Annotated in this window: 22 protein-coding genes; 13 read left to right on the forward strand and 9 right to left on the reverse strand. The window is 54.8% G+C overall.

The annotated features are described in order from the left end of the window. Positions 1-123 precede the first annotated feature (123 nt). From infA to OEZ10_07705, 4 genes are all read right to left on the reverse strand, one after another. Complete coding sequence (infA, locus tag OEZ10_07690; GenBank protein MDH5632862.1) at positions 124-342, reverse strand: translation initiation factor IF-1; 219 nt, start codon at positions 340-342, stop codon at positions 124-126. 125 nt (positions 343-467) lie between these two features. Beyond that, positions 468-1,202 (reverse strand): arginyltransferase, encoded by a 735-nt coding sequence (locus OEZ10_07695; protein ID MDH5632863.1) that lies wholly within the window; start codon positions 1,200-1,202, stop codon positions 468-470. Beyond that, the gene (aat, locus tag OEZ10_07700; protein MDH5632864.1) at positions 1,199-1,951 is read right to left on the reverse strand and encodes a leucyl/phenylalanyl-tRNA--protein transferase; all 753 of its coding nucleotides are present in this window, start codon (positions 1,949-1,951) and stop codon (positions 1,199-1,201) included. Before aat ends, OEZ10_07695 begins: the two co-directional genes overlap by 4 nt. Before the next feature lie 19 nt (positions 1,952-1,970). Continuing rightward, positions 1,971-3,116 (reverse strand): GNAT family N-acetyltransferase, encoded by a 1,146-nt coding sequence (locus tag OEZ10_07705; GenBank protein ID MDH5632865.1) that lies wholly within the window; start codon positions 3,114-3,116, stop codon positions 1,971-1,973. Between the two features lie 162 nt (positions 3,117-3,278). On the opposite strand from OEZ10_07705, the gene sucC reads away from it, so the two are divergent. The 4 genes from sucC to OEZ10_07725 all read left to right on the forward strand — a co-directional run bounded on the left by sucC (position 3,279) and on the right by OEZ10_07725 (position 7,361). After that, positions 3,279-4,439, forward strand: coding sequence for an ADP-forming succinate--CoA ligase subunit beta (gene sucC, locus OEZ10_07710; GenBank protein MDH5632866.1), 1,161 nt, complete (start codon positions 3,279-3,281; stop codon positions 4,437-4,439). Between the two features lie 10 nt (positions 4,440-4,449). Continuing rightward, a complete protein-coding gene (sucD, locus tag OEZ10_07715; protein MDH5632867.1) occupies positions 4,450-5,319 on the forward strand; it encodes a succinate--CoA ligase subunit alpha in 870 nt (289 codons plus the stop codon). A 3-nt stretch (positions 5,320-5,322) separates the two neighbouring features. Next, complete coding sequence (locus tag OEZ10_07720) at positions 5,323-6,948, forward strand: NAD+ synthase (protein ID MDH5632868.1); 1,626 nt, start codon at positions 5,323-5,325, stop codon at positions 6,946-6,948. Positions 6,949-7,022: 74 nt separating this feature from the next. After that, positions 7,023-7,361: a P-II family nitrogen regulator gene (locus tag OEZ10_07725; protein MDH5632869.1), complete on the forward strand. Its 339-nt coding sequence runs from the start codon at positions 7,023-7,025 to the stop codon at positions 7,359-7,361. Between the two features lie 122 nt (positions 7,362-7,483). On the opposite strand, the gene OEZ10_07730 is transcribed toward OEZ10_07725, so the two are convergent. Beyond that, positions 7,484-8,284 carry an outer membrane protein assembly factor BamD gene (locus OEZ10_07730; protein MDH5632870.1) on the reverse strand — a complete coding sequence of 267 codons (801 nt, stop codon included), beginning with the start codon at positions 8,282-8,284 and terminating at the stop codon, positions 7,484-7,486. Between the two features lie 78 nt (positions 8,285-8,362). On the opposite strand from OEZ10_07730, the gene rluD reads away from it, so the two are divergent. The 3 genes from rluD to OEZ10_07745 all read left to right on the forward strand — a co-directional run bounded on the left by rluD (position 8,363) and on the right by OEZ10_07745 (position 10,990). Then, positions 8,363-9,334 (forward strand): 23S rRNA pseudouridine(1911/1915/1917) synthase RluD, encoded by a 972-nt coding sequence (gene rluD / locus OEZ10_07735; protein ID MDH5632871.1) that lies wholly within the window; start codon positions 8,363-8,365, stop codon positions 9,332-9,334. After that, positions 9,327-10,073 (forward strand): peptidoglycan editing factor PgeF, encoded by a 747-nt coding sequence (pgeF, locus tag OEZ10_07740; protein ID MDH5632872.1) that lies wholly within the window; start codon positions 9,327-9,329, stop codon positions 10,071-10,073. Before rluD ends, pgeF begins: the two co-directional genes overlap by 8 nt. 71 nt (positions 10,074-10,144) lie before the next feature. Beyond that, the gene (locus tag OEZ10_07745) at positions 10,145-10,990 is read left to right on the forward strand and encodes a ZIP family metal transporter (protein MDH5632873.1); all 846 of its coding nucleotides are present in this window, start codon (positions 10,145-10,147) and stop codon (positions 10,988-10,990) included. 54 nt (positions 10,991-11,044) lie between these two features. On the opposite strand, the gene OEZ10_07750 is transcribed toward OEZ10_07745, so the two are convergent. The 4 genes from OEZ10_07750 to egtC form a co-directional block, all read right to left on the reverse strand. Then, positions 11,045-11,458 carry a hypothetical protein gene (locus OEZ10_07750; protein MDH5632874.1) on the reverse strand — a complete coding sequence of 138 codons (414 nt, stop codon included), beginning with the start codon at positions 11,456-11,458 and terminating at the stop codon, positions 11,045-11,047. A 292-nt stretch (positions 11,459-11,750) separates the two neighbouring features. Then, positions 11,751-12,587: a carboxylating nicotinate-nucleotide diphosphorylase gene (nadC, locus tag OEZ10_07755; protein ID MDH5632875.1), complete on the reverse strand. Its 837-nt coding sequence runs from the start codon at positions 12,585-12,587 to the stop codon at positions 11,751-11,753. 62 nt (positions 12,588-12,649) lie between these two features. Beyond that, positions 12,650-13,816: an SUMF1/EgtB/PvdO family nonheme iron enzyme gene (locus OEZ10_07760; protein MDH5632876.1), complete on the reverse strand. Its 1,167-nt coding sequence runs from the start codon at positions 13,814-13,816 to the stop codon at positions 12,650-12,652. Continuing rightward, positions 13,813-14,592, reverse strand: coding sequence for an ergothioneine biosynthesis protein EgtC (gene egtC / locus OEZ10_07765; protein ID MDH5632877.1), 780 nt, complete (start codon positions 14,590-14,592; stop codon positions 13,813-13,815). Before egtC ends, OEZ10_07760 begins: the two co-directional genes overlap by 4 nt. A 160-nt stretch (positions 14,593-14,752) precedes the next feature. Between egtC and egtD the strand changes: the two genes are divergently transcribed. From egtD to OEZ10_07795, 6 genes are all read left to right on the forward strand, one after another. Further along, a complete protein-coding gene (gene egtD / locus OEZ10_07770) occupies positions 14,753-15,778 on the forward strand; it encodes an L-histidine N(alpha)-methyltransferase (GenBank protein ID MDH5632878.1) in 1,026 nt (341 codons plus the stop codon). 170 nt (positions 15,779-15,948) lie between these two features. Further along, positions 15,949-16,281 (forward strand): metalloregulator ArsR/SmtB family transcription factor, encoded by a 333-nt coding sequence (locus OEZ10_07775; protein MDH5632879.1) that lies wholly within the window; start codon positions 15,949-15,951, stop codon positions 16,279-16,281. Between the two features lie 146 nt (positions 16,282-16,427). Beyond that, positions 16,428-17,723 carry an MFS transporter gene (locus OEZ10_07780; protein ID MDH5632880.1) on the forward strand — a complete coding sequence of 432 codons (1,296 nt, stop codon included), beginning with the start codon at positions 16,428-16,430 and terminating at the stop codon, positions 17,721-17,723. A 416-nt stretch (positions 17,724-18,139) separates the two neighbouring features. Continuing rightward, positions 18,140-19,024 (forward strand): prenyltransferase, encoded by an 885-nt coding sequence (locus OEZ10_07785; GenBank protein ID MDH5632881.1) that lies wholly within the window; start codon positions 18,140-18,142, stop codon positions 19,022-19,024. Positions 19,025-19,151: 127 nt separating this feature from the next. Then, positions 19,152-21,758, forward strand: coding sequence for an ATP-dependent chaperone ClpB (gene clpB / locus OEZ10_07790; GenBank protein MDH5632882.1), 2,607 nt, complete (start codon positions 19,152-19,154; stop codon positions 21,756-21,758). 72 nt (positions 21,759-21,830) lie between these two features. Beyond that, entirely contained in the window at positions 21,831-23,348 is a 1,518-nt protein-coding gene (locus OEZ10_07795; protein ID MDH5632883.1) for a DegQ family serine endoprotease, read from the forward strand. The last annotated feature ends 104 nt before the right edge of the window (positions 23,349-23,452 follow it).

A 23,452-nucleotide genomic window follows, 5' to 3' on the forward strand; every position in this document is an offset into this window, starting at 1 on the left:
CGTGTCAAATCTGGATGTATGTCCAGTCATCCTGGAGGCGCTGGAGTAGCTGGTCCAGAGTCGATGGCGGCTGAATAGTGGTGTATCAACTGATAATCAGACCCGGGTCGGGCCAGGAGTGGCCTAGCGTGCGCGGAATACTATGCGACCCTTGGTCAGGTCATAAGGGGTCAATTGCACTGTTACCTTGTCACCGGTGAGAATACGAATGTAGTGCTTGCGCATTTTTCCTGAAATATGCGCCGTGACAACGTGACCGTTATCCAGTTCAACGCGGAACAGGGTGTTCGGCAGTGTATCCACTACCGTGCCTTCCATTTCTATGCTTTCTTCTTTTGCCACTACGTTCTCTACTACACTGCATTCCGATGAAGTTGCCGGCTCGCGCTGTTAGCCGGGGTCGTGATCGCGCCGTATAATGCCGCAAAGGGGGCAGGGCGTAAAGCGCTCAGCGCCGCGAAAGCCGTTTAATTGTCAGATTCCTCGCTCATCAAATGCCACTGACCGTCCGCAGACAGCGTCTGCAGCGGTTGAAAATTCTGTTTGTAAGACATTTTCGGGCTGTTTTCGATCCAATAGCCGAGATACAGCCATTCCAAACCGTTTTTCCGGGCATATTCCACCTGCCACAGAATGGCCAGGGTGCCCAGGCCACGGCGCGATTGGTCCGGGTCAAAAAAAGTATATACGGCAGACAGGCTGGTCGGCTGCAGGTCGGCAACGGCAACGGCGAGTAATCGCCCGGTTCCCGGCTCCCGGAATTCCACGAACCGGGTGTCCACTGGTGTGGCGACCAGAAAGTCCGTGAATGTCTCGGGGCGGGGATTATCCATGCCGGCACCCTGGTGGCGCCGGTTTTGGTATTTCCCGTATAGTGAAAATACGGTGTCATCGAAGTAAGGCTCGACAACCCTGATATGCAGATCCCGGTTTTTTGCCAGCGTGCGTCGTTGTCCACGAGATGGCCTGAATTCAGCAATTGAAATGCGTACCGGGATACAGCCGCCACAGTGTGGGCAGTGGGGCCGGTAGACCAATTTGCCGCTGCGACGAAATCCAAGGCCGAGAAGCTTGTCGTACATGGCCGGGTTGACGGCCTGGTCAGGATCGAGAAACAGGATCTGGCTTTGCAGGTCCTGCAGGTAACTACAGGTCTGTGGCAGGCTCAGGTAAAGCGATGGCGCCTCGGTTTTGCGGTTCATGGCACTTCACCGTCGATGAACCAGGGTGAACAGGGTCGAGCGCCGGCCCAGGAGCCGGGTTGGTCGGGGCCAGCCAGGGCACGACTGAGGTGAGTCATGAAGTCCTCTCGACGCAAATCAACGGCACCAAGGGTTTGCAAGTGCGGTGACGATACCTGGCAGTCGATCAGTTCAAATCGCCATTGTTTCAGTTGTTCGGCCAGGAATACCAGCGCCACCTTGGAAGCATCGGTTTCACGGCTGAACATGGATTCGCCGAAGAATGCGCGCCCGAGGCTGACGCCGTAAAGGCCGCCAACCAGCTTGTCGTCGAGCCAGGTTTCCACCGAATGGGCGTAGCCTTGTTCATGCAGTATGCAGTAGGCCTCAATCATTTCGGGCAGTATCCAGGTTCCGGGATCAGTAGCGTCGCCGGCCTCCTGTTCAGGTCGTCGCCGCCCGGCTCTCGATGCTGCGCAGGCACGAATAACCTGCTCAAATGCGTGATCAAAGCTGACGCGAAACTTTTGCTTGCGCAAGGTTTTTTTCAGGCTCTTCGAGATTCGAAGCTGGTCCGGAAACAAGGTCGCACGCGGGTCCGGTGACCACCACAGGATTGGCTGGTCATTGTTGTACCAGGGAAAAATACCGTGACCATAGGCTTCAAGCAGGCGCCCTGTTTGCAGGTCGCCGCCAATGGCCAGCAGCCCCTCCGGGGAGGCCAGCTCTGCCGGCGGAAAAGTAAAATGGTCTGGTGCAAGAATAAACATGATCGCAGTTTACGCGGATTCAGCCCGGTTGTTGATGCCTGAACGGCGAGTCTTGCCCCAGTTCACTGATCTCTTCGCTCACGCCCTGGCTCTCATATTTCAGGTAGTCGGCAATAGCCTGGCGGAATTGCGGTTCGCGAACCCAGTGCGCCGAGTGAGTCGGGCTGGGCAGGAATCCACGCGCCAGCTTGTGCCGTCCCTGTGCGCCGGCTTCAAAACGCCGCAATCCGGTGTTGATACAATATTCAATGGGACTGTAATAGCAGGTTTCAAAGTGCAGACTGTGATAATCATCATCGCTACCCCAGTAACGTCCATACAGCGTATCGCCGCCTTCGAGGAATAATGCGCCGGCAACTGTATTGCCCTGGTCGCGGGCAAACAAGAGGTGTACGTTACCGGGCATAGTGGCGCCCAGTTGTTCAAAGAACTCACGGTTCAGGTAGGCGCTGGCACCATGAATCATGATGGTGCGCCGGTAGAACCGGTAGAACCGATCCCAGTCAGCGGTCGTGCAAGCTTCGCCTGGTACACGATGCATCTCGATACCGGCATCGCTGACGTAACGTCGTTCGCGGCGCACTTTCTTTCTCTTGCGCGACGTCATGCCTGAAAGAAAGTCATCAAAGCATGTGTAATCATTGTTAGACCAGTGAAACTGGAAGCTGCTGCGTGGCAGCAGGCCGTGACCGGCAAGCTGGTGCTTTTCTTCCTCTGTTGTAAACAACCAGTGCAGTGATGACGCATTGTGCAGTGTGGCCAGCTCAATGGCAGCGGCGCTTAGCTGCTCCCGTACCCATGATTGATCATGCCCCGCAAGAACCAGCAGGCGGTTCCCTGTTGCCGGGGTAAACGGAATGGCACCGGTAAGCTTCGGGTAATAATCCAGTCCGGCACGCATATAGGCATTGGCCCAGGCCCAGTCAAAAATATATTCGCCCCAGGAATGGCTCTTGAGGAAAAGCGGTGCCGCACCGATCAGGGATTGGTGATCGTCGTACAGCGCAAGATGCCGGGGTTGCCAGCCATGGTTCGGGCTAACGCAGCCACTTTGTTCCAGCGCCGCCAGGAATTCATGTCGCAAAAACGGATTGTCCGTGCCTTCCAGTGCATTCCAGTCGGCGGCAGCCAGTTGAGTGATATCGTCAATAATCCTGAGATTCATGGGCTGAGTGTAGCAGAGCGCCGGCAACGCAAAGGCAGGGGAAAATGCCCGGGATTTGCCTGATATCCGCAGATTATTTCCCTTGAAGCCCTTTGCAAAGCACTGGCTTTGGCCCAAAATAGCGCCCCCGACAGGACGGTTGATTCCAGGAAGCAGTCAGTTATGAATTTACACGAACACCAGGCCAAAACCCTGTTTGCCGGCTATGACATTCCGGTGCCGGCGGGCAAGCCCGCGTATTCCGCCGCTGAAGCACTTGCAGTTGCCGAAGAACTGGGTGGTACAAGCTGGGTGGTCAAGGCCCAGGTGCATGCAGGCGGTCGCGGCAAGGCCGGTGGCGTACGCGTGGTGAATGGCCGCGATGAGCTTGAAAAAGCCGTTGATCAGTTACTGGGCTCGCGCCTGGTTACACATCAAACCGGTGCCGATGGCCAGCCTGTTGATCGCCTGTTGATCGAACAACCATGCGGAATCAGGCGCGAACTGTACCTGGCCTGCCTGCTGGACAGGCCCTTGTCACGACTGGTGTTTATTGGTTCCGCTTCCGGTGGCATGGACATCGAAGAAGTTGCGGCCAGCAACCCCGAAAAGATTATCAAGACAGTGATTGACCCGGTGGCAGGCCTGCAGCCATACCAGTGCCGCAAGATGGCGTTTGCACTCGGACTTGAAGGCAAGCAGGTAACGTCGCTGGTGCAGATCATGATGCGCATTGAGCGCGCCGTGCGCGAGAACGACCTGAGCCTGGTGGAAATCAATCCATTGATTGTTACCGAGGATGATGCGCTGATGGCGCTGGATGCCAAGATCAATATTGACGAGAGCGCATTGTACAGACAAAAAGCACTGGAAGAATGGCGCGATCCGACCCAGGAAGATCCGAAAGAACACAAGGCAAACCAGTTCGGGCTGAACTACGTGGCGCTTGATGGCAGCATCGGCTGTATGGTCAACGGCGCCGGCCTGGCCATGGCAACCATGGACCTGATCAAGTTGCACGGCGGTACCCCGGCAAACTTCCTTGATGTGGGCGGCGGTACAACAGCTGACAAGGTGGCCGAGGCACTCAAAATCATTTTGTCCGATACCAGCGTCAAGGCCATCCTGGTCAATATCTTCGGCGGCATTGTTCGATGCGATCTCATTGCTGAAGGCGTGATATCAGCAGTTCGGGAAATACAGACCGCTGTGCCTATCGTCGTGCGACTGGAAGGCACCAATGTTGAACAGGGCAAGGCGCTGTTAAAGGACAGCGGCCTCAGTATTATCGCGGCAGACGGTTTGACCGACGCAGCCATCCAGGCGGTCAAGGCTGCGGGTTAGGGATATTGTTATGAGTATTCTGGTTAACAAGGACACGCGTGTAATCTGCCAGGGTTTTACCGGCAAGCAGGGCACGTTTCATTCAGAACAGGCCATTGCTTACGGCACCAGCATGGTCGGCGGTGTTACGCCCGGCAAGGGTGGTCAAATGCACCTGGACAGACCGGTATTCAATACCGTTGCCGATGCGGTGGCTGAAACCGGCGCCGATGCGACCATGATTTATGTGCCTGCCGCGTTTGCTGCAGATTCTATCCTGGAAGCGGCTGATGCCGGCATCAAGGTGATCGCCTGTATTACAGAAGGCATCCCGGTGCTGGATATGCTCAAGGTCAAGGCGGCATTGTCTTCGTATGATGCGCACCTGATAGGGCCCAACTGTCCCGGTGTAATTACACCGGGTGAGTGCAAGATCGGTATTATGCCGGGAGCGATTCACAAGCCGGGCAAGATCGGTATTGTTTCCCGCTCCGGAACGCTTACGTATGAAGCAGTACACCAGACAACCGAGGCCGGTTTGGGTCAGAGCACCTGCGTAGGAATTGGTGGTGACCCGGTGCATGGCCTGGGGTTTGTGGATTGCCTGGAAATGTTTGAAGCCGACGATCAAACAGAAGGCGTGATTATGGTTGGTGAAATCGGTGGCCAGGCCGAGGAAGATGCAGCCGCCTTTATCAAGTCCGGCATGAAAAAGCCGGTAGTGGCCTATATCGCCGGTGTTACCGCACCCAGGGGCAAGCGCATGGGTCACGCCGGCGCCGTTATTGCCGGCGGCAAGGGCACTGCTGAAGACAAGTTTGCCGCGCTGGAAGCAGCCGGTGTGCATACCGTGCGTTCACCCGCTGATATGGGCACACGCATGAAGCAGGTACTGGGTTAGGCCATGACAACATCGCTGCGCATTGCGCTGGCGCAAATCAATCCACTGGTTGGCGATATTCATGGCAATGCCGAGCGCATGAAACAGGCGGCCGGTGAAGCCAGAACACTCGGCGCACACCTGGTAGTTTTCCCCGAATTGAGCCTGACCGGCTACCCGCCGGAAGACCTGCTGTTGCGACCGGGTTTTGTTGACCTGGCAGACTCCGTGCTCAACGAGCTGGCAGCGTCAGTCAGCGATATGGTCTGGATTGTAGGCCACCCTCATGGCAGTGACGGTGCTGTATATAATGCAGCATCGGTGCTGGTTGATGGCCGCGCAGTTGCCCGGTATCACAAGCAAGTTCTTCCTAACTACAGTGTCTTTGATGAAAAGCGCTATTTTGCCCAGGGCAGTGAAGCTTGTGTTATTGAGCTGAATGGCCGCAACCTGGGCATAACCATATGTGAAGATATATGGGATCCGAAACCTGTAGCCCTGGCCAGGGAAGCCGGCGCCGAGATTATTCTTAATCTCAATGCGTCACCCTTCCATGCAAACAAGTGGATAGAGCGCGAAGCTATTGTGCGCGAACGCATCAGTGAGCAGTCGTTGCCGGTGATTTATGTCAACCAGACGGGTGGGCAGGATGAGCTGGTATTTGATGGCGCATCGTTTGCCATGGATGCAAGTGGTGAGGTAACGCATCGCGCATCAGCATTTGAACCAGAAGTCACCACGGTGGACTGGCTGGTGGACGGTGCGCTGACATCGCGTGATGGCGTTGTTGCCTATCCTGTCGACGAGGCCTGTATCTACCAGGCACTGGTGCTGGGCGTATCCGATTACGTCAACAAGAACGGGTTCAATGGCGTGGTGATTGGATTGTCCGGTGGTATAGATTCCGCGCTGACGCTGGCTATTGCTGTTGATGCCTTGGGTGCGGACCGGGTCGAGGCGGTAATGATGCCTTCCCGCTATACGTCCGACATGAGTCTTGAGGATGCGCAGGCACAGGCCAGCGCGTTGGCGGTAAATTACCGCGTGATCGAAATTGAACCCATGTTCAACAGTTTCCTTGATGCGCTCAAGGATGAATTTGCCGGTCTCAAGATTGATACGACCGAAGAGAATATCCAGGCGCGCGTGCGCGGCGTGTTGTTGATGGCGATTTCCAACAAGCTGGGCAAGATGGTGTTGACTACCGGGAACAAAAGCGAAATGGCAGTTGGCTATGCAACCCTGTATGGCGATATGGCTGGCGGCTTTGCGGCGATCAAGGATGTGTCCAAAACACTGGTGTACAAACTGGCCAATTGGCGCAACCGCCTGGCGCCGGTTATTCCGCAGCGTGTCATTGATCGACCGCCATCGGCAGAGCTGGCACCGGATCAGAAAGACAGCGACTCACTGCCCGAATACCCGGTACTCGATGCAATCCTGCAAGCTTATGTGGAAAACGATATGTGTGCCGAGGAAATTGTGGCTCAAGGGTTCAATCCCGAGACAGTTGCCCGGGTAATTCGATTGGTGAATCTGAACGAGTACAAGCGTCGGCAGGCGCCACCGGGAGTGCGTATCAGTCGCAAAGCCTTCGGTCGTGATCGGCGCTACCCGATAACATCGGGTTATCGCGGGAAAGCGAAATAGATTATTGTGGTTGGAGTGCGGCCAGCGCTTGGTTACAATAGTTATACTGCATCAGGTAAAACGAGAATTTTACAATGAAAAAGATCGAAGCAATCATCAAGCCGTTCAAGCTGGACGATGTGCGCGAGGCATTGTCCGAAGTGGGGGTAAGCGGTCTCACGGTTACAGAAGTCAAAGGCTTTGGCAGACAAAAGGGTCACACCGAGCTCTATCGCGGTGCGGAATATGTTGTCGATTTCTTGCCCAAAGTAAAAATTGAACTGGTGGTGGCCGAGGCCATGGTAGATGGCGCGATTGAAGCCATCACCGAAGCGGCGCGTACCGGCCGCATCGGTGACGGAAAGATATTTGTCAGCTCTGTTGACAAGATAGTGCGAATCCGTACAGGTGAAACAGACGAAGACGCGATCTAGGTTCTCGGGCGCGCTGCCCGGATCGGCTCGAAAGGGTTAGGGTGTTCGGGCGACTGGTGGCTTGCCAGCCGCGGGCGCCGTTTTCGCATCTCAGCGCCCGTCGACCGAACAAGGCGGTCCTGTCAGGAAAATTCCTTGGTGCGTGCCAGATCGGCGGCACCGGCCTTCAGGTAATCCGAGTTTGGAAAGTTTTTACTGAGTACGCGCAAGGTATCTTTCCTGAGATCGTCAAGGCCAATCTCTCCGTAGGTAACAGCCATAATTCCCAGTGCGTCTTCAACAGACCGGGTGCGCTGGTACTTTTCCAGGATGATTTTGCAGCGATTCAGGGTTGCGGTATGCGCCTTCCGCTTAAGGTAGTACTGCGCCACCTTGATTTCATGACGCGCCAGTGAATCAAGCAGGTAGGCAGCGCGTTTGCGTGCATCCGGAGCATAGCGGCTGCGTGGGAACTTGTTTACCAGTTCCCGGAAAGTATTGAATGCTTCGCGTGCTGCGCGCGGGTCACGATCAGCCACGTCTGTTTCGATGCCGAGCATGCGACCCAGTGTGCCACCACGATTGTTGAAATTGATCAGGCCCTTCAGGTAGTAGACGTAGTCAATATTGGCATGCGTCGGATGCAGGCGGATAAACCGGTTTGCAGCAGACAGTGCCAGTTCCGGCTCCTCGTGCTTGTAATAGACATAAGCTACCTCAAGCTGGGCCTGCTCGGCGTAACGCCCGTAGGGATAGCGTGCTTCGAGCTGTTCGAAGTACTTGATCGCCGTTTCCTTGTTGCCGGCAGCAAAGGCATTTTTGGCTTCAACATAAAAGCGTTGCGGCGACCAGTCCTTGGTTGGATCTTCTTCGGTCGTGGCGCAAGCGCTGATCAGAAGGCTGGCTGCGATTACAGACCACAGGTAAATGATTCGACGTGACATAAGGTGTAATTAAGATATGCTTGGGTCAGATTGGAATGGGCCTAATTGTAGGGTCATTGGCAGGTTTTGCAACAGATTATGAGCGAAGAGCAGGTTTTGATACTGGAAGTGCCCGAAGACCTGGCCAATATGCGGCTGGATCAGGCGTTGTCGTCCATGGTGGCTGGACATTCCCGAGCCCAGTTGCAGCAGTGGATCAAGGACGGCCGGGTTTTGCTGGGAGACCGGCAGCCGAAACAGCGTGACCGGGTAGCCGCCGGTGACCGTCTCGAAATTCGTGTTCCCGAGCCAGAGCCGGCTGATGACTGGCAACCGGAGCCTATGGCGCTGGATGTCATCTACGAGGACGACCAGATCATGGTACTCAACAAGCCGGCCGGCCTGGTGGTGCACCCGGGTGCCGGTAATACCAACGGAACACTGCTCAATGCCTTGATTGCTCATGCTCCCGGGATCGAGAACATTGCCCGCGCCGGGATTGTGCATCGGCTCGACAAGGATACCTCCGGGTTAATGGTGGTTGCCAAAACCGAGTCGGCTCGCCTGAACCTGGTAGAGCAGTTGGCTGAACACGCTGTCGCGCGCGAGTACCTGGCGGTAGTGAATGGGCTGATGGTGGCCGGTGGCACCGTGGATGAGCCCATGGCGCGTCACCCCAAGGATCGGAAGCGTATGGCGGTTGTACCCTATGGCGGCAAGGATGCGGTGACCCATTACCGCGTCGAGGAAAAATTCCGTGCCCATACGCTGGTTCGGGCATCGTTGGAGACAGGTCGAACCCACCAGATTCGCGTTCACATGACCTATATCAACTACCCGCTGGTGGGTGACCCGGTTTACGGGGGGCGTCTCAAGTTTCCAAAAGCCTGTTCTGAATCCATGAAAGACGGCTTGCGCCGGTTTTCACGGCAGGCGCTGCATGCGACCCGGTTGATGCTGGAGCACCCGCAAACCGGGGAAGAAATGAGCTGGCACGTACCGCTGCCGCGGGACATGGAGGACCTCCTCGACGTATTGCGCGCTGATGCCCGGGAACATGCCGATGACTGAGCAGTACGGCGCCAGCCTGATTGTGCCTGACTGGCCGGCACCGGCTTCAGTGAAAGCCGTTTCGACCACCCGGATTGGCGGCGTCAGCCGGGGTGTATGGGGCAGTCTGAATCTAGGCCGGCATGTGAATGATCTGCCGGATAACGTGACGACCAACCGGGAACGGCTTGCACAGCTGGCGAGTTTGCCTGCCGAACCAAGATGGCTGAACCAGGTCCATGGTACAGCCGTGGTGGATGCGGCGACCGTATCCATAGCTGTTGATGCGGATGCCAGCTTCACCAGCCAACTCACAACGGTATGTGTTGTCATGACAGCCGACTGCCTGCCGGCACTGTTTTGCAACCGGCAGGGTACTGTGGTTGCCGCCGCCCATGCCGGGTGGCGGGGACTGGCTGCGGGAGTCCTGGAGCAAGCGCTCGTGGCGATGGCTGTATCGCCGGCGGATGTGCTGGTATGGCTGGGTCCGGCCATCGGGCCGCACGCCTTTGAAGTCGGTACCGAAGTGCGCGATGCATTTATCAGCCAGCATCCCGAAACGGCTACAGCTTTTGAGCCCGTTGCTGATGGCAAGTGGCTGGCGGATATCTATAGTCTTGCGCGAATTCGCCTGGGTAGCGCGGGGGTAAGTGAGATATATGGCGGCGAATTTTGTACCTTCAGCGATCCTGACCGGTTTTTTTCCTACCGTCGCGACAATGAAACCGGGCGCATGGCCAGCCTGATCTGGCTTGCGTGAACCGGCTGGACTGGATGCGACATTCAAGTATGATTCGTCGACTTTAACCGGGACGGGGCGCAGAGCTGAATATGGATTCGTTGTTATTGTGGATAGTGGTATTTACCGCCATGGGTGGCGTGCTCAGCGTCAGCGGCGCCGGCCTGTTCCTGGTGCTGCCGCGACACCTGGCTGACCGCATTCTGCCATCGCTGGTGAGTTTTGCCATTGGCGCACTGCTCGGCGCGGCATTCCTCGGTTTGTTGCCGCATGCCCTCGAGAATCCGAAAGTAACCGACGTTCACGATATTACGTTCACTGTGCTCATCGGTTTGCTGGTGTTTTTTGTCCTGGAAAAAATGGTGCTCTGGCGCCACTGTCATCACGCCGAGTGCGAGGCGCATGGAACCGAGTTACACGCTGATCACGATCACGATCACGATCATGACCATCACCATGGGCATGGTCCGGTGGCGGCGGCCAATAATGATGTCAGTGCCGGCAAGCTGATCCTGGTCGGTGATGCCATGCACAACCTGGTGGATGGCGTACTGATTGCTGCCGCGTTCCTGGTCGATGTGCATTTGGGTATGGTGACGGCGCTGGCGGTAATTGCCCATGAAATTCCGCAAGAAGTGGGTGATTTCGCCATCCTGCTGCAGGGCGGAATGAGTCGCAGCAAGGCATTCATGTTCAATATTCTTTCAGGACTGACCAGTGTGATTGGTGGCGTGCTGGCCTATTTCTTTCTCGCCGATGCAGAATCTGCCGTACCGTACGTACTGGCGTTGGCGGCATCGAGCTTTATCTATATCGCTGTAGCCGACCTGATCCCAGGGCTGCACAAGCGTACCGACATTTCAGAAACACTTGCCCAGGTATCGTTGATCGGCGCCGGTGTTGTTGTAATCTACTTCGTACACTCATCGCTGCACTAGTTACAGGATTCCGGGTTGGTGCGCCTCGCCAGGATAGAGCCAACACGGAAGGCATCAGAGATAGATGTAGCCCTTTCTTTTGAGCCGATCTTCCTCGGTGGGGCCATAAGGCACAATATCAATAAACCCGGGAATATCCTCGTCGCTGATGTCCATCAGTTCCATCTGGGTCTTGCAGATCTTGATATCAATAACGCGATCAGCATCCAGTAACGCGGCGTCGTCCACAATTTTTTTATAGCGACTGTAGTTTTTCCTTGAGAAGAACCGGATTTCAGGACCATGCAAGACCAGGGCGATGCCGGTTTGTTCCTTGTTATTGCGCATGGTCTCCTTTAATTGCCTGGCCCGCGACAGCAGGTCCCGGATTTCCTTTTCGTTATGCAGTGTGACATTGAAAATATAGCGACCGTCCTTGCCATTATCGACGCTGATGGATGGCACATCATCAGAAAATGACGTGGACATTGGCAGTATTAGAGAAATGCCCAGGAGGATTCTGCAGGTCGATTTCATGATGGTGGCGCTATCAGGTGCACTCGTAATTGGTTTGTCTGAATGAATTGTGCAGAAATTGGCACTGTTCGTCCAGAACAAGCCTGGTCAGCTGTAATCTTTCCGGTTGCGGCATAGTCAGCGGTGCTGGATCACGGTGTCGTCAGGGCATTGCCCGGATGGTGTTGGTGGCACCGAAAGGGATAGCGATCAGGCTGTTACAATCAACAGCCGGTCGCGGCTTGAGTGTGAGATGCAGCCCTGGTTACTGGCTTATATCAAAGAGCATCGAGAAATCTGTTGCCCGGATATGCTTGGTCAGGCCGCCAATGGAAATTTCATCAATGCCGGTCAGGGCAATGTCACGAACAGTATCGAGGCTGACATCGCCGGATGCTTCAAGATTGGCGCGACCGCTATTGATTTGGACCGCTTCGCGTAACTGATCATTGCTGAAGTTGTCCAGCAGAATGTAGCGTGCGCCGGCGGCCAATGCCTGCTGGAGTTCATCCAGCGATTCCACCTCGATTTCGATTTTTACTGACCCATCAGTGGAAGAATTTGCCAGGCCAAGCGCCTTGGCGATGGAGCCAGCCGCACGGATATGGTTTTCCTTGATCAGGATGGCATCAAACAGGCCGATACGATGATTGTGACCACCACCACAACGTACAGCGTATTTCTCGGCGAGGCGCAGGCCGGGGATGGTTTTCCGGGTGTCCAGTATGCGAACCCCGGTACCGGCAACGGCATTCACATAGTGTTGCGTGGCGGTGGCGACAGCAGATAATGTCTGTAAAAAATTCAATGCTGTTCGCTCGGCTATTAACATGTTTCGTGCTGAACCATTGATGCGACATACGCTGCTGTTTGCATCGACTTGCTGGCCTTCCTGTATGTGCCAGTCGAGGTGAATGACTGGATCCACCATGGCAAAGCATTCATTCACCCAGGCCTGGCCGCAAATGACCGCTTGTTCTCGGCAAATGATCTCTGCAACAGCCTGGCCGTCGGCCGGCAGCAGTTGTGCAGTCAGGTCGCCGCTGCCCAGGTCTTCCCTGAGTGCATTGGCGACATTGTTCTTGATTTCCTGATCCAGCATGACCGTGCCCGTGGTGATAATGGCGCAAGCATACCCAAACTGCGCACCAGTACAAGCCGGGCTCAGTCAGCCAGCCTGAGCCCGGAAAAGATGTGGCGGGTATCGGCAGTATAGAAATTCCGGAAGCTGAGACGCTTGATCCAGTCAGAGGTAAATCGACTGGCGCCACGCAGGACGTAATGCCGGTTGTCAAACCAGGGAGTTGAGTAACCATCGTAGGGGAATGGTCTGAAACCGGGATAGGGCTGAAACGTGTTGCTGCACCACTCCCAGCACTGATTGGATTGATCTTCGCTGAAGGATTTGTACGATCGACTGTACTCCCACTCGAATTCGGTCGGCAGCCGCAAGCCGGCCCAGGATGCAAAAGCGCTGGCTTCATGGTGGCTGAGCAGGGTGACCGGCTCGGCGGCAGACATTTCCCGGGGGCCGAGTGAGCCCGTGGCCACATCTATAATATAGTAGCGACCGGAATCATGACGGCGCCAGTTTCCAGGTAGCGCAATGTTATTCTGTTGCAGCCAGCGCCAGCCATCCGGTGTCCAGTGTTCAGGCCGGCTGTAGCCAGCCGATTCCACGAAGCCCAGGTATTCAGCGCAACTTACCGGCCCGGAGGCAATGGAAAATTCTTCAACCGGGACTTCATGGCGCGGAATTTCATTGTCGTACGCGCGGGCATCGTCCAGGAGACCAATAGTCACCATTGCGCTTTCGAGCAACACAGATGGACTGATAACGTCGCGACCACCTGGACAGCTTGAAGGGGTGAAATCCGGGTCGGAATGCTGCAGCGCATATTGCTGGCAAACCTGCATGAGAGTTTCGTTGTGCTGGTGATGATGCTGGACCAGGAACAGCAGCAAGTAATCGTCTCGCAACAGCTCATGCGAGTGACCATCGGCAACCAGGTTGTTCAGTACATAAACAGTTTCTTCGTGTAGCCGAAGCAGCCGGTCAAGATGTTGCGCCCGGCAAGGCAGTTGACCACCGCGAAGCGATTTTGGGCTTAGCCAGGGGAAATAGAGTTGTTTCTCAAGATCCTGGAGCGGTTGACCCAGTACTTGTTCGAGCAACCAATAGCGCTCGATAAAAACCATGTGACCGATATGCCAGCCAACCGGGCTGAGCTCGGGATGGAATTGCGTAGTCCAGGCATGCTCGGGCAATCGTGATGCTATGGTAATGCCGTGCTGCAGGGCCTGGTCGAGATCAAGGCTGGTGACCTTCATAACGGACTTATGTCGGCATGTCCGTTGTCGTCAATACTGATGATGCTGTGATTCGGCAGGCTGACCCAGCCGCGATCAGGGTGCAATGGCTCTGATGCAACCACCACCGCATCGGGAAAACATGCATTGTTGACCGTGTAATAAAGACTGGGACAGTCGCCGTTAACGGCATGGCGGCTGGCAACAATATTCTGGCCATCACTGACGGCGATGTTCAGAAGACATTTTCTGCCTGCCATGGATTTGCCCAGGTCGTCCAGTAGCGCGGCAAGCAGGTCAGTCAGTTCAAAGTTCTGGTGCTTTCGGCGCAACTGCCTGAACAGGGCAAACAGGTATTCGGAATCCGTTGTTCCATGTACGTGGGCATCAATATCGGCGTCCAGTCCGCACCGAAATCCGTGACGAACTTCGGTGGGAAAATCCTTGATGTAGCCATTATGAAGAAAGATGTATCGATCATCCAGGAACGGCTGGGTGTTTGCATGACTCACGTCCATATTGCGTGTGGCGCTGCGTACGTTGGCCATCCACAGTTGCTTGCTGAGACTGCGCGCCAGCGGCTCCAGGTTCGGATCCGTCCAGATGGGCATGGGGTTGCTGTAGCGTGCTGCGCGACCGTTATCATCGTACCAGCCGAAACCGTAGCCGTCGGCATTGAGTCGGCCCTCGCGCATCTCCAGGGGTTCCCAGGATTGCTTGAGCAGACTGTGATGAGGTTCAAGCAGTAAATCCTTGAGCAGGATCTCGCGACCAAGATAACAGGCGATTCGGCACATGTGACAATAATAACGTCAATTGATGTCTCAAGCCACACACTGCTGCTGCGGTTGCTGCCGATACACGGATAAAACCACAGTCTATATCACATTAAATGCGCGTTGTTAGTGTGGTAGCATGATGCGCCTTGCGTAACAAGAGAACACTGGAGGAGCGATCATGGAATCAGGGTTTTCCGGGATATTGACCGCGCATGCTGTACAGGATCGGATCAATATCACCACGATTACAGACAGGCCGGTGTACCAGGACCTGGCCGACGATGTGGCCAGTGGGTTGTCACGGGAACAAAAAAGTCTGCCGGCAAAATATTTTTATGATGAACGTGGTTCAGATCTTTTTGATCGCATTTGCCTGACTCCAGAGTATTACCCTACTCGTACTGAAGATGAGTTGCTTTCCTGCTGCGCCGCTGACATCCTGGAATGCATTCACCCGCACTCCATTGTTGAGCTCGGCAGTGGCGCCAGCCGAAAGACCCGCCATTTTTTCGACGCCTGCGAACGGCGGAACATCAAACCAACCTATCGCCCGGTTGATATATGCGGGCAAATGTTGCTGCATGCGGGAAGCAGGCTTTGCGGCCTGTATCCATGGCTGGAAATTGATGCCATGGTGCTGGATTACACGGCCGATTTGCAGCACCTGGAGGACCGCAACGAGCGAAGATTGTTTGCCTTTCTGGGCGGTACGCTTGGGAACTTTACCGAGACGGAAGCCTGCACGTTTCTGTCAGAAGTGCGAAATATCATGCGCCATGATGATCGGTTGCTGGTTGGTGTGGACAGGGTAAAGGATCATGGCATATTGAACGCGGCATACAATGATGCCGAAGGCCTGACGGCAGAATTCAATCTCAATATGTTGCGGGTGCTGAATCGTGAACTGGGTGCCGGGTTCAATCCAGATCAGTTTGAACACAGGGCATGGTTCAATGAATCGGACGCGCAAATTGAAATGCATTTGCGCGCAATCAGGGCCCAGAAAGTCCGGATGCGTGACCTGCCTAACCGGTTTTGTTTTGAGCAAGATGAAACCATTCTTACCGAGATCAGTCGCAAGTTTACCCGTAATTCGTTTGAACAACTCCTGGCTGCAGCAGGTCTCGACACTGAAGCGCATTTCGAGCCAGATAATAGTTACTTTTCTCTGTTTTTGGTCCGCCCGACAAGTGGTAGAATTTGACGTCCCGGACCGTTTGTCGATTACAGAATCATGCGGTAAGCTGGCCGGGCAATCCGGAGAAGGGATGACAATCCGGAAAAATGCGGGCGTTAGCGATGTCATGGTAACTTGAAATATCGAGACGGGAACTGGCGCGGCAAACAATAACGACAGATCTATCGGGAGTGACAGTGAAGACGCAATTTGCAATCCATTTGCCAGATGGCTGGATGCCATATTCTCGCATGTTCGCCGCCTTGGGCGATGAAACACGACAAAAAATCCTGTTAATTTTTGAGCATGACGAGGAAATCTGTGTAAACGATATCGCGCGCTTGTTTAATATCAGTCGCCCGGCGATTTCCCATCACCTGAAAGTCTTGCGCAACGCTGGTCTGGTGAACAGCGAAAAGCGCGGCAAAGAAGTGTATTACAGCGTTAATCGCGAATACTTTGCCAATGTTCTTGAAGTGGTGTATCGGACCATGGCCGAGCAGAACAAGCAGGGCCAGCTGATCAATTGATATTCAGTTGGCGACACCTCTCAGGCGCGAATTTATAATTAATAATTATTTGTAGTATGGCCATTTCTGCCCGGAATGACCCGGTGGTGGAATGAGCTGATGCATTGGCGCGGTTACCCGTGGTCACCGCAATGCGAGGGGGGTGTGTGAACGGTTACGAGCCTGTACGCCGTCGCGAGATTGTCGCCTGGGCGATGTTTGATTTTGCCAATTCCGGTTTCACGACAGTCGTATTAACGGCAATATTCAACGCTTATTTCGTATCTGTGATTGCCGGGCAAATTGTCAGTAATGGCAATGCCGCAACCTTGCTGTGGACGATCACAACATCTATTGCCTATCTTATGGTGCTTGCCAGCGCCCCGGTAATCGGTGCTATCGCTGATTACGGCGCGCATAAAAAGCGTTTCCTGGTAATTACTTCGCTGGCTTGTATTGGTTTTACCGTGCTGTTGGCAACTGCCAGGGAAGGCGATATCGCGCTGGCGGTATTTGGTGTGATCATGGCGACGTTCATGTTCGCGGCCGGTGAAAGCCTGATCTCGGCATTTCTCCCGGAGTTGGTGCCACCGGAAAAAATGGGGCGGATTTCCGGTTACGGCTGGGCGGTAGGCTATTTAGGCGGCCTGTTGGTGCTGGCATTGTGTCTTGTCTATATCGAGTCGGCCAAGCTGCGAGGACTGGGCGCCAATCACTACGTCTCCGTCAGCTTGATGATTACCGCGGCCAGTTTCCTGGTTGGCGCGCTGCCCTCGTACTTGTGGCTGCGTGAACGAGCGCAGGCGGGCCCGCCACTGGCGTTGTCAGCATATGTTCGAACAGGCTTTTTCCGCCTGGGTCAGACCATGAAACATGTGCGTCACTATCGCGACCTGTTCCGATTCCTGATCATCCTGGCAATCTTCTATTGTGGAATCTATATCGTCGTGACCTTGGCGGCGGTTTATGCCCAGCAGGTAATGGGTTTCGATACGGTCGATAATATCAAGCTGATCCTGGTGGTAAATATTACAGCGGCCGTAGGCGCCTTTGCATTCGGGCATATACAGGATCGACTGGGTTCTATCCAAACATTGGCGCTGACCTTGCTGTTATGGATAGCGGCGCTGGTCATTGCCTACTATACCCATGATCGCGTGACATTCTGGATTGCGGCCAACATTATCGGTGTAGCCATGGGTTCAAGCCAGTCCGCCGGGCGCGCCCTGGTCGGGCAGTTTTCGCCTGCCAGCCACAGCGCCGAGTTTTTTGGCTTGTGGTCAATGGCAACCAAGCTGGCTGCTGTCGTCGGACCGCTTAGTTATGGCGCCGTCACCTATATCACCGGGGATCATCGGCAGGCGATCCTGGTAACGACGGGATTCTTCGTGGCTGGATTATTATTGTTGTTCACTATTGACGAGCAGCGAGGCCGGCAGGCGGCGACAAAAACGTTTGCCTGATTAGATGCTAATTGAGTGTAACCGGTCAGACTGTGCCGTACTTGGTTTTCACCTCAGCCCCAGGAGTTTTGAGCAAACCGGTTGGCAAAATACCGCCGGCGCAGATGATAACGCCATCGTTCGGGATGGTAATCGTGTCTTCTCCGAAATCCACGGCGATATTGTCGGTGACGGTGAATGTTTTTTGAATTCAATTTACGTTCTATCACTGTGCATGGGTTTGATCGAGGCGATATGATGCCTGGCCCGGAGCAGGTACAGCAGCAATCAGAAACCATTGGCACATTACGGAAAGACGCGACAGTGCGGGATTATTATGCCGAGGGATGTTGACGAGAATTTTGACTCGATATTTTCGCCAACAGCAGGCTGTGTTATACAGGCTGCTCATTATTCAAACCCCAGGTATTTGACTGTTGAACCCGGTATTACGAACAACCCGACCACATTTCCTGGTGCTGTCACCGATCATGGTGGGCCTGGCACTGGCGACAGCCCATTGGCTGGGTTACCGGCCCGATCTGCTGCTGATAGTCTATGCTTGCATTGGTGCCGTAGCGGCCCATGTCAGTGTCAACGCATTTAACGAATACCTGGATTTTATCAGCGGGCTTGATGCTCAAACCCGGCGTACACCCTTTAGCGGCGGCAGCGGAGCGTTGCCGGAAAATCCCCATCTGGCAAATCGAGTGCTGGAACTGGCTATTGCCGCATTGGTCGTCAGCGCATCTATTGGATTGTTTTTTGCCTGGTATCGCGGACCGATGATGCTGGTTCCAGGGATTGCGGGCCTGGCATTGGTTATTTTTTATACCAACTGGATTACCCGGCAGCCGCTGCTGTGCCTGTTGGCCCCGGGGTTTGGCTTCGGACCGGTTATGATTATCGGCAGCTATATGGTGTTTACCGGCGAGTATTCATGGCCGGCAGTAATTGTTTCGTTGCCGGCCTTTTTCCTGGTGAACAACCTGTTGCTGATGAACCAGTACCCGGATATTGAACCGGATCGGCGGGCAGGTCGTCGACACCTCCTGATTGCGTTCGGTCCGCGGGTCGGTTTGTATGTATACGCGGTGTTTGCATTATTGCCATACGTCGTACTGGGCGTTGCGGTCTGGATGCACTACCTTCCGCACCTGGGCCTGATCGCGCTGCTGGCATTGCCGGCGAGCCTGTTCTCTACCCTGAGACTGGCCGTTTTCCTTGCTCATGGAACTCCTTTGCAGCCCGGCCTGGCAGCCAACGTTGTGGCCAGTCTGCTGTACCCGCTGTTGCTGGCGACCGGCCTGCTGCTGGCCTGATTAACCGGCCTGGCCATCATAAATCCCTTGAAAACCCGGTCTCGACCCCCATTAAGGATGCAGAGATCATCGTGACCAGGGCGCAAACGTTCCCGGTCAGTTCGTATTGTTTCCGGGGGGTATCGCCATGAATATGGACAAATTGACAACCAAGTTCCAGCAAGCCCTGGCTGAGGCGCAAAGTCTTGCGCTTGGTCGGGATCACCAGTTTATCGAGCCGGTTCACGTTATGATTGCCCTGATGGATCAGCGCGATGGTACGACGCGTCACTTGCTGGCCCCGACAGGCATTAATGTAAACGGCCTTCGTTCACAGCTCGGCGAGGCGCTGGATCGTATGTCATCCGTTGAAGGAGCCGGTGGTGATGTGCATATATCCAATGACCTTTCGCGACTGCTGAACCTGACTGACAAGTATGCGCAGCAACGCAAGGATCAGTATATTTCTACCGAGCTGTTTGTACTGGCGGCACTTGAAGACAAGGGCGAACTGGGAAGACTGTTCAAGAATGCCGGTTTGTCCCGCGGGCAATTGGAGCAGGCCATTGAGAAAATGCGTGGAGGTCAGAACGTGCAGGATCCCAACGCGGAAGATACCCGCCAGGCGCTGGATAAATACACTATCGATATGACCGAGCGTGCCGAGCAAGGCAAGCTTGATCCGGTTATCGGTCGCGACGAAGAGATTCGACGAGCCGTACAGGTGCTGCAGCGCCGCACCAAGAACAACCCGGTGCTGATCGGTGAACCGGGCGTCGGCAAGACCGCCATCGTCGAAGGTCTTGCCCAGCGTATAGTCAACGGTGAAGTGCCGGAAGGTATCAAGGGCAAACGGCTGTTGTCACTGGATATGGGCTCGCTGATCGCCGGCGCCAAGTATCGAGGCGAATTTGAAGAGCGTCTCAAAGCCGTGTTGAATGACCTGTCCAGGCAGGAAGGTCAAATTATCCTTTTTATCGATGAGTTGCATACCATGGTGGGTGCCGGCAAGGCTGAAGGCGCAATGGATGCCGGCAACATGCTCAAGCCGGCGCTGGCGCGCGGTGAATTGCATTGTATTGGCGCCACGACGCTTGATGAGTATCGCAAGTACGTGGAAAAGGATGCGGCTCTGGAGCGGCGTTTTCAGAAAGTAGTGGTAGGTGAACCAACCGTCGAAGACACGATTGCTATTCTGCGCGGGCTCAAGGAAAAATACGAAGTTCACCACGGTGTTGATATTACCGACCCCGCCGTAGTGGCCGCGGCAACGTTGTCGCATCGCTATATCACGGATCGCCAATTGCCGGACAAGGCTATTGACCTGATGGATGAAGCGGCATCACGTATTCGCATGGAGATTGATTCCATGCCCGAATCCATGGATCGGCTTGATCGCCGGCTGATCCAGCTGAAAATTGAGCGCGAAGCACTGAAGAAAGAAAGTGACGAGGCGTCAAAAAAACGCCTGGCAGATCTTGAATCCGAAATCACGCGCCTGGAAAAAGAGTATTCCGATCTTGAGGAAGTCTGGAAAGCGGAAAAGGCTGCTGTTCAGGGTGCCCAGCATACCAAGGAAGAGCTCGAGCGTGCCCGCCAGGAAATGGAAACCGCTCGCCGTGGCAATGATCTGGCGCGCATGTCAGAACTGCAGTATGGCCGAATTCCCGAACTGGAAAAACAGCTTGAAGCGGCCAGTGCTGCTGAAGGCAAGGACAACCAGTTGTTGCGAAATTCAGTAACCGAAAACGAGATTGCGGAAGTGGTGTCGCGCTGGACCGGAATTCCGGTAACCAAAATGATGGAAGGTGAGCGAGACAAGCTGCTGCGCATGGAAGATGAGTTGCACAAGCGCGTGGTCGGCCAGAACGAGGCGATTGATGCGGTCTCCAATGCCATTCGTCGATCCCGGGCCGGGTTGTCTGATCCCGATCGTCCCTACGGCTCTTTCCTGTTCCTGGGCCCGACCGGTGTCGGAAAAACCGAGTTGACCAAGGCCCTGGCCAGCTTCCTGTTCGACTCCGAAGAAGCGATGGTGCGTATAGACATGTCCGAGTTTATGGAAAAGCACTCGGTTGCCCGCCTCATTGGCGCACCACCAGGATACGTGGGTTATGAAGAGGGCGGCTACCTGACGGAAGCCGTGCGTCGCAAACCGTACTCGGTGATTCTGCTGGATGAAGTGGAAAAAGCGCACCCGGATGTATTTAACGTGTTGTTGCAGGTACTGGATGATGGCCGCCTCACCGACGGGCAAGGCCGGACCGTGGATTTCAAGAATACCGTGATTATTATGACCTCAAATCTCGGCTCCCAGGCGATCCAGGAATTCGCCGGCGACGAGAATTACGATGCGATGAAAGTAGCGGTGATGCATATTGTCGGTGACCATTTCCGACCGGAATTCATCAATCGAATCGATGAAACCGTGGTATTTCATTCACTTGGGCGTGATCAGCTGCATAGTATTGCCGCAATCCAGGTGCAGTATCTGCGAAAACGACTTGCCAGCCGCGATATGGGGTTTGAGCTTAGCCCGGCAGCATTGGATCGTATTGCCGAGGCCGGTTTTGACCCGGTCTACGGCGCCAGGCCGTTAAAACGGGCGATTCAGCAGCGCATTGAGAATCCGCTGGCGCAGGAGATTCTCGCCGGCAAATTTACGGCCGGTGACACCGTTTCGGTGGATGTGTCTGGTGAGGAATTGGTGTTTAATCGCATTCAGGATTCCGATGCGCCGTCACGGGTGGCCTGAGCTCCGCCGTTGCATAGCGGGCGACCCGGGTCGGGATGCAAGTTTTTAGAGAAATACATGTGGAGGTAGTAAATGGCTATTGAACGAACCTCGTTCAAAATGGGACTGATTGCTGGCGCGTTCCTTGTGGTTGGCGCAGTTGCCGGAATTGCGCTGAGTGCACGAATGAACTGGATGCCGGTGGCGGAAAGTGCGGCACCGTTGGCACTGGCGCAAAGCAGTGCCGTATCAGTACCGGTCAATGGCCCGGGAAACAACTTTGTGCCAATCGTCAAAGCTGCCTCTCCAGCAGTGGTCAATATTTCCACCAAGCGCGTGGTCAAGAGCAAGTCTGCCAAGGGCATGCCGGACTCGCCGTTGTTCAACGATCCGTTTTTCAAGCATTTCTTTGGTGATGAATTTGGTCATCGTTTCGGCGGCCCGCGACGGAGGGAAGAGAATGCCCTGGGTTCGGGTGTCATTGTTGATCCCAAGGGATACATCATTACCAACAACCACGTTATTGCCAAGGCGGATGAAATCAAAGTGGTGTTGAATGATGAGCGTGAGTTTGAAGGCGAGGTGGTAGGTACCGACCCCAAGACTGATCTCGCGGTTATCAAGATCAAGGGCAAGGATTTACCCAGTCTGAAATGGGCAGATTCCACCAGGCTGGAAGTCGGTGAGTATGTCCTGGCTATCGGTAATCCATTCGGGCTCAATCAGACCATTACCATGGGCATCGTCAGCGCTGTCGGTCGCGCCAATGTCGGTATCGCCGATTATGAAGATTTTATCCAGACTGATGCTGCCATCAATCCGGGCAACTCCGGCGGCGCCCTGGTCAATACCAGTGGTGAACTGGTGGGCATCAACACCGCTATCTTTTCCCGTTCAGGTGGCTACATGGGTATCGGATTTGCCGTACCCAGCAACATGGCCAAGGGTGTGATGACCAGCCTGATCAAGGACGGAAAAGTTACGCGTGGTTGGCTGGGTGTATCGATTCAGAATGTGAACAAGGATATTGCCGAGCAGTTTGATCTGAAGGAAGCCAGCGGCGCCCTGATCAGCGAAATCATGAAGGATGGCCCGGCTGCTGAAGCCGGTATGGAAGCCGGTGATGTTATTGTCAGCTTTGATGGACAAAAGGTGGATGACTCAACCGGCCTGCGCAATATTGTCGCCCGCACCGAAGTAGGCAAGCGTGTTGAAGTGATCGTGATTCGCGACGGCAAGCGCAAGACCCTGAAGGTCAAGACCGGCAAGCAACCGAAGGACATGGGGCGCGATCCTGTCGAACAGGATGAAGAGTCCGCAGAAAATGGCGCCGAAGCGACCGGCTTCAGGGTCAAAACACTGACCCCGGAGATTGCCGAGGAACTCGGAATTGATACTTCGGAAAAAGGTGTTGTTGTGACTGCTGTTGAACCCGGCAGCGCGGCCCAGCAGGCAGGATTGCGGCGTGGTGATGTGATTGTCAGCCTGAACCGCAAGCGCATCAGCAATGCCACCGATTTCAATCGTGTCGCGGGCAAGCTGAAGGACAAGAAGATGTTGCTCCGCATCGTTCGCAAAACGGGCAAGGCGTTTATTATTATCAAGCCTTGACCTGCTGAATCCTTTATAAGGCAGAAGAATAAAACGGGGGCCCTGGCCCCCGTTTTTCATTTTCGATGCGCGCTCTGCTATGCTGTTGTGTCCAGGATTATGTG

Source organism: Gammaproteobacteria bacterium (assembly GCA_029880545.1).
Classification (GTDB): Bacteria; Pseudomonadota; Gammaproteobacteria; order Acidiferrobacterales; family SZUA-150; genus JAOUOD01.

Excerpts from the sequence above, each read along its gene's own strand:
- OEZ10_07695 (MDH5632863.1), bottom strand. The coding sequence starts at position 1,202 with ATGAACCGCAAAACCGAGGCGCCATCGCTTTACCTGAGCCTGCCACAG.
- aat (MDH5632864.1), bottom strand. The coding sequence starts at position 1,951 with ATGTTTATTCTTGCACCAGACCATTTTACTTTTCCGCCGGCAGAGCTG.
- OEZ10_07705 (MDH5632865.1), bottom strand. The coding sequence starts at position 3,116 with ATGAATCTCAGGATTATTGACGATATCACTCAACTGGCTGCCGCCGAC.
- sucC (MDH5632866.1), top strand. The coding sequence starts at position 3,279 with ATGAATTTACACGAACACCAGGCCAAAACCCTGTTTGCCGGCTATGAC.
- sucD (MDH5632867.1), top strand. The coding sequence starts at position 4,450 with ATGAGTATTCTGGTTAACAAGGACACGCGTGTAATCTGCCAGGGTTTT.
- OEZ10_07720 (MDH5632868.1), top strand. The coding sequence starts at position 5,323 with ATGACAACATCGCTGCGCATTGCGCTGGCGCAAATCAATCCACTGGTT.
- OEZ10_07725 (MDH5632869.1), top strand. The coding sequence starts at position 7,023 with ATGAAAAAGATCGAAGCAATCATCAAGCCGTTCAAGCTGGACGATGTG.
- OEZ10_07730 (MDH5632870.1), bottom strand. The coding sequence starts at position 8,284 with ATGTCACGTCGAATCATTTACCTGTGGTCTGTAATCGCAGCCAGCCTT.
- rluD (MDH5632871.1), top strand. The coding sequence starts at position 8,363 with ATGAGCGAAGAGCAGGTTTTGATACTGGAAGTGCCCGAAGACCTGGCC.
- pgeF (MDH5632872.1), top strand. The coding sequence starts at position 9,327 with ATGACTGAGCAGTACGGCGCCAGCCTGATTGTGCCTGACTGGCCGGCA.
- OEZ10_07745 (MDH5632873.1), top strand. The coding sequence starts at position 10,145 with ATGGATTCGTTGTTATTGTGGATAGTGGTATTTACCGCCATGGGTGGC.
- OEZ10_07750 (MDH5632874.1), bottom strand. The coding sequence starts at position 11,458 with ATGTCCACGTCATTTTCTGATGATGTGCCATCCATCAGCGTCGATAAT.
- nadC (MDH5632875.1), bottom strand. The coding sequence starts at position 12,587 with ATGCTGGATCAGGAAATCAAGAACAATGTCGCCAATGCACTCAGGGAA.
- OEZ10_07760 (MDH5632876.1), bottom strand. The coding sequence starts at position 13,816 with ATGAAGGTCACCAGCCTTGATCTCGACCAGGCCCTGCAGCACGGCATT.
- egtC (MDH5632877.1), bottom strand. The coding sequence starts at position 14,592 with ATGTGCCGAATCGCCTGTTATCTTGGTCGCGAGATCCTGCTCAAGGAT.
- egtD (MDH5632878.1), top strand. The coding sequence starts at position 14,753 with ATGGAATCAGGGTTTTCCGGGATATTGACCGCGCATGCTGTACAGGAT.
- clpB (MDH5632882.1), top strand. The coding sequence starts at position 19,152 with ATGAATATGGACAAATTGACAACCAAGTTCCAGCAAGCCCTGGCTGAG.
- OEZ10_07795 (MDH5632883.1), top strand. The coding sequence starts at position 21,831 with ATGGCTATTGAACGAACCTCGTTCAAAATGGGACTGATTGCTGGCGCG.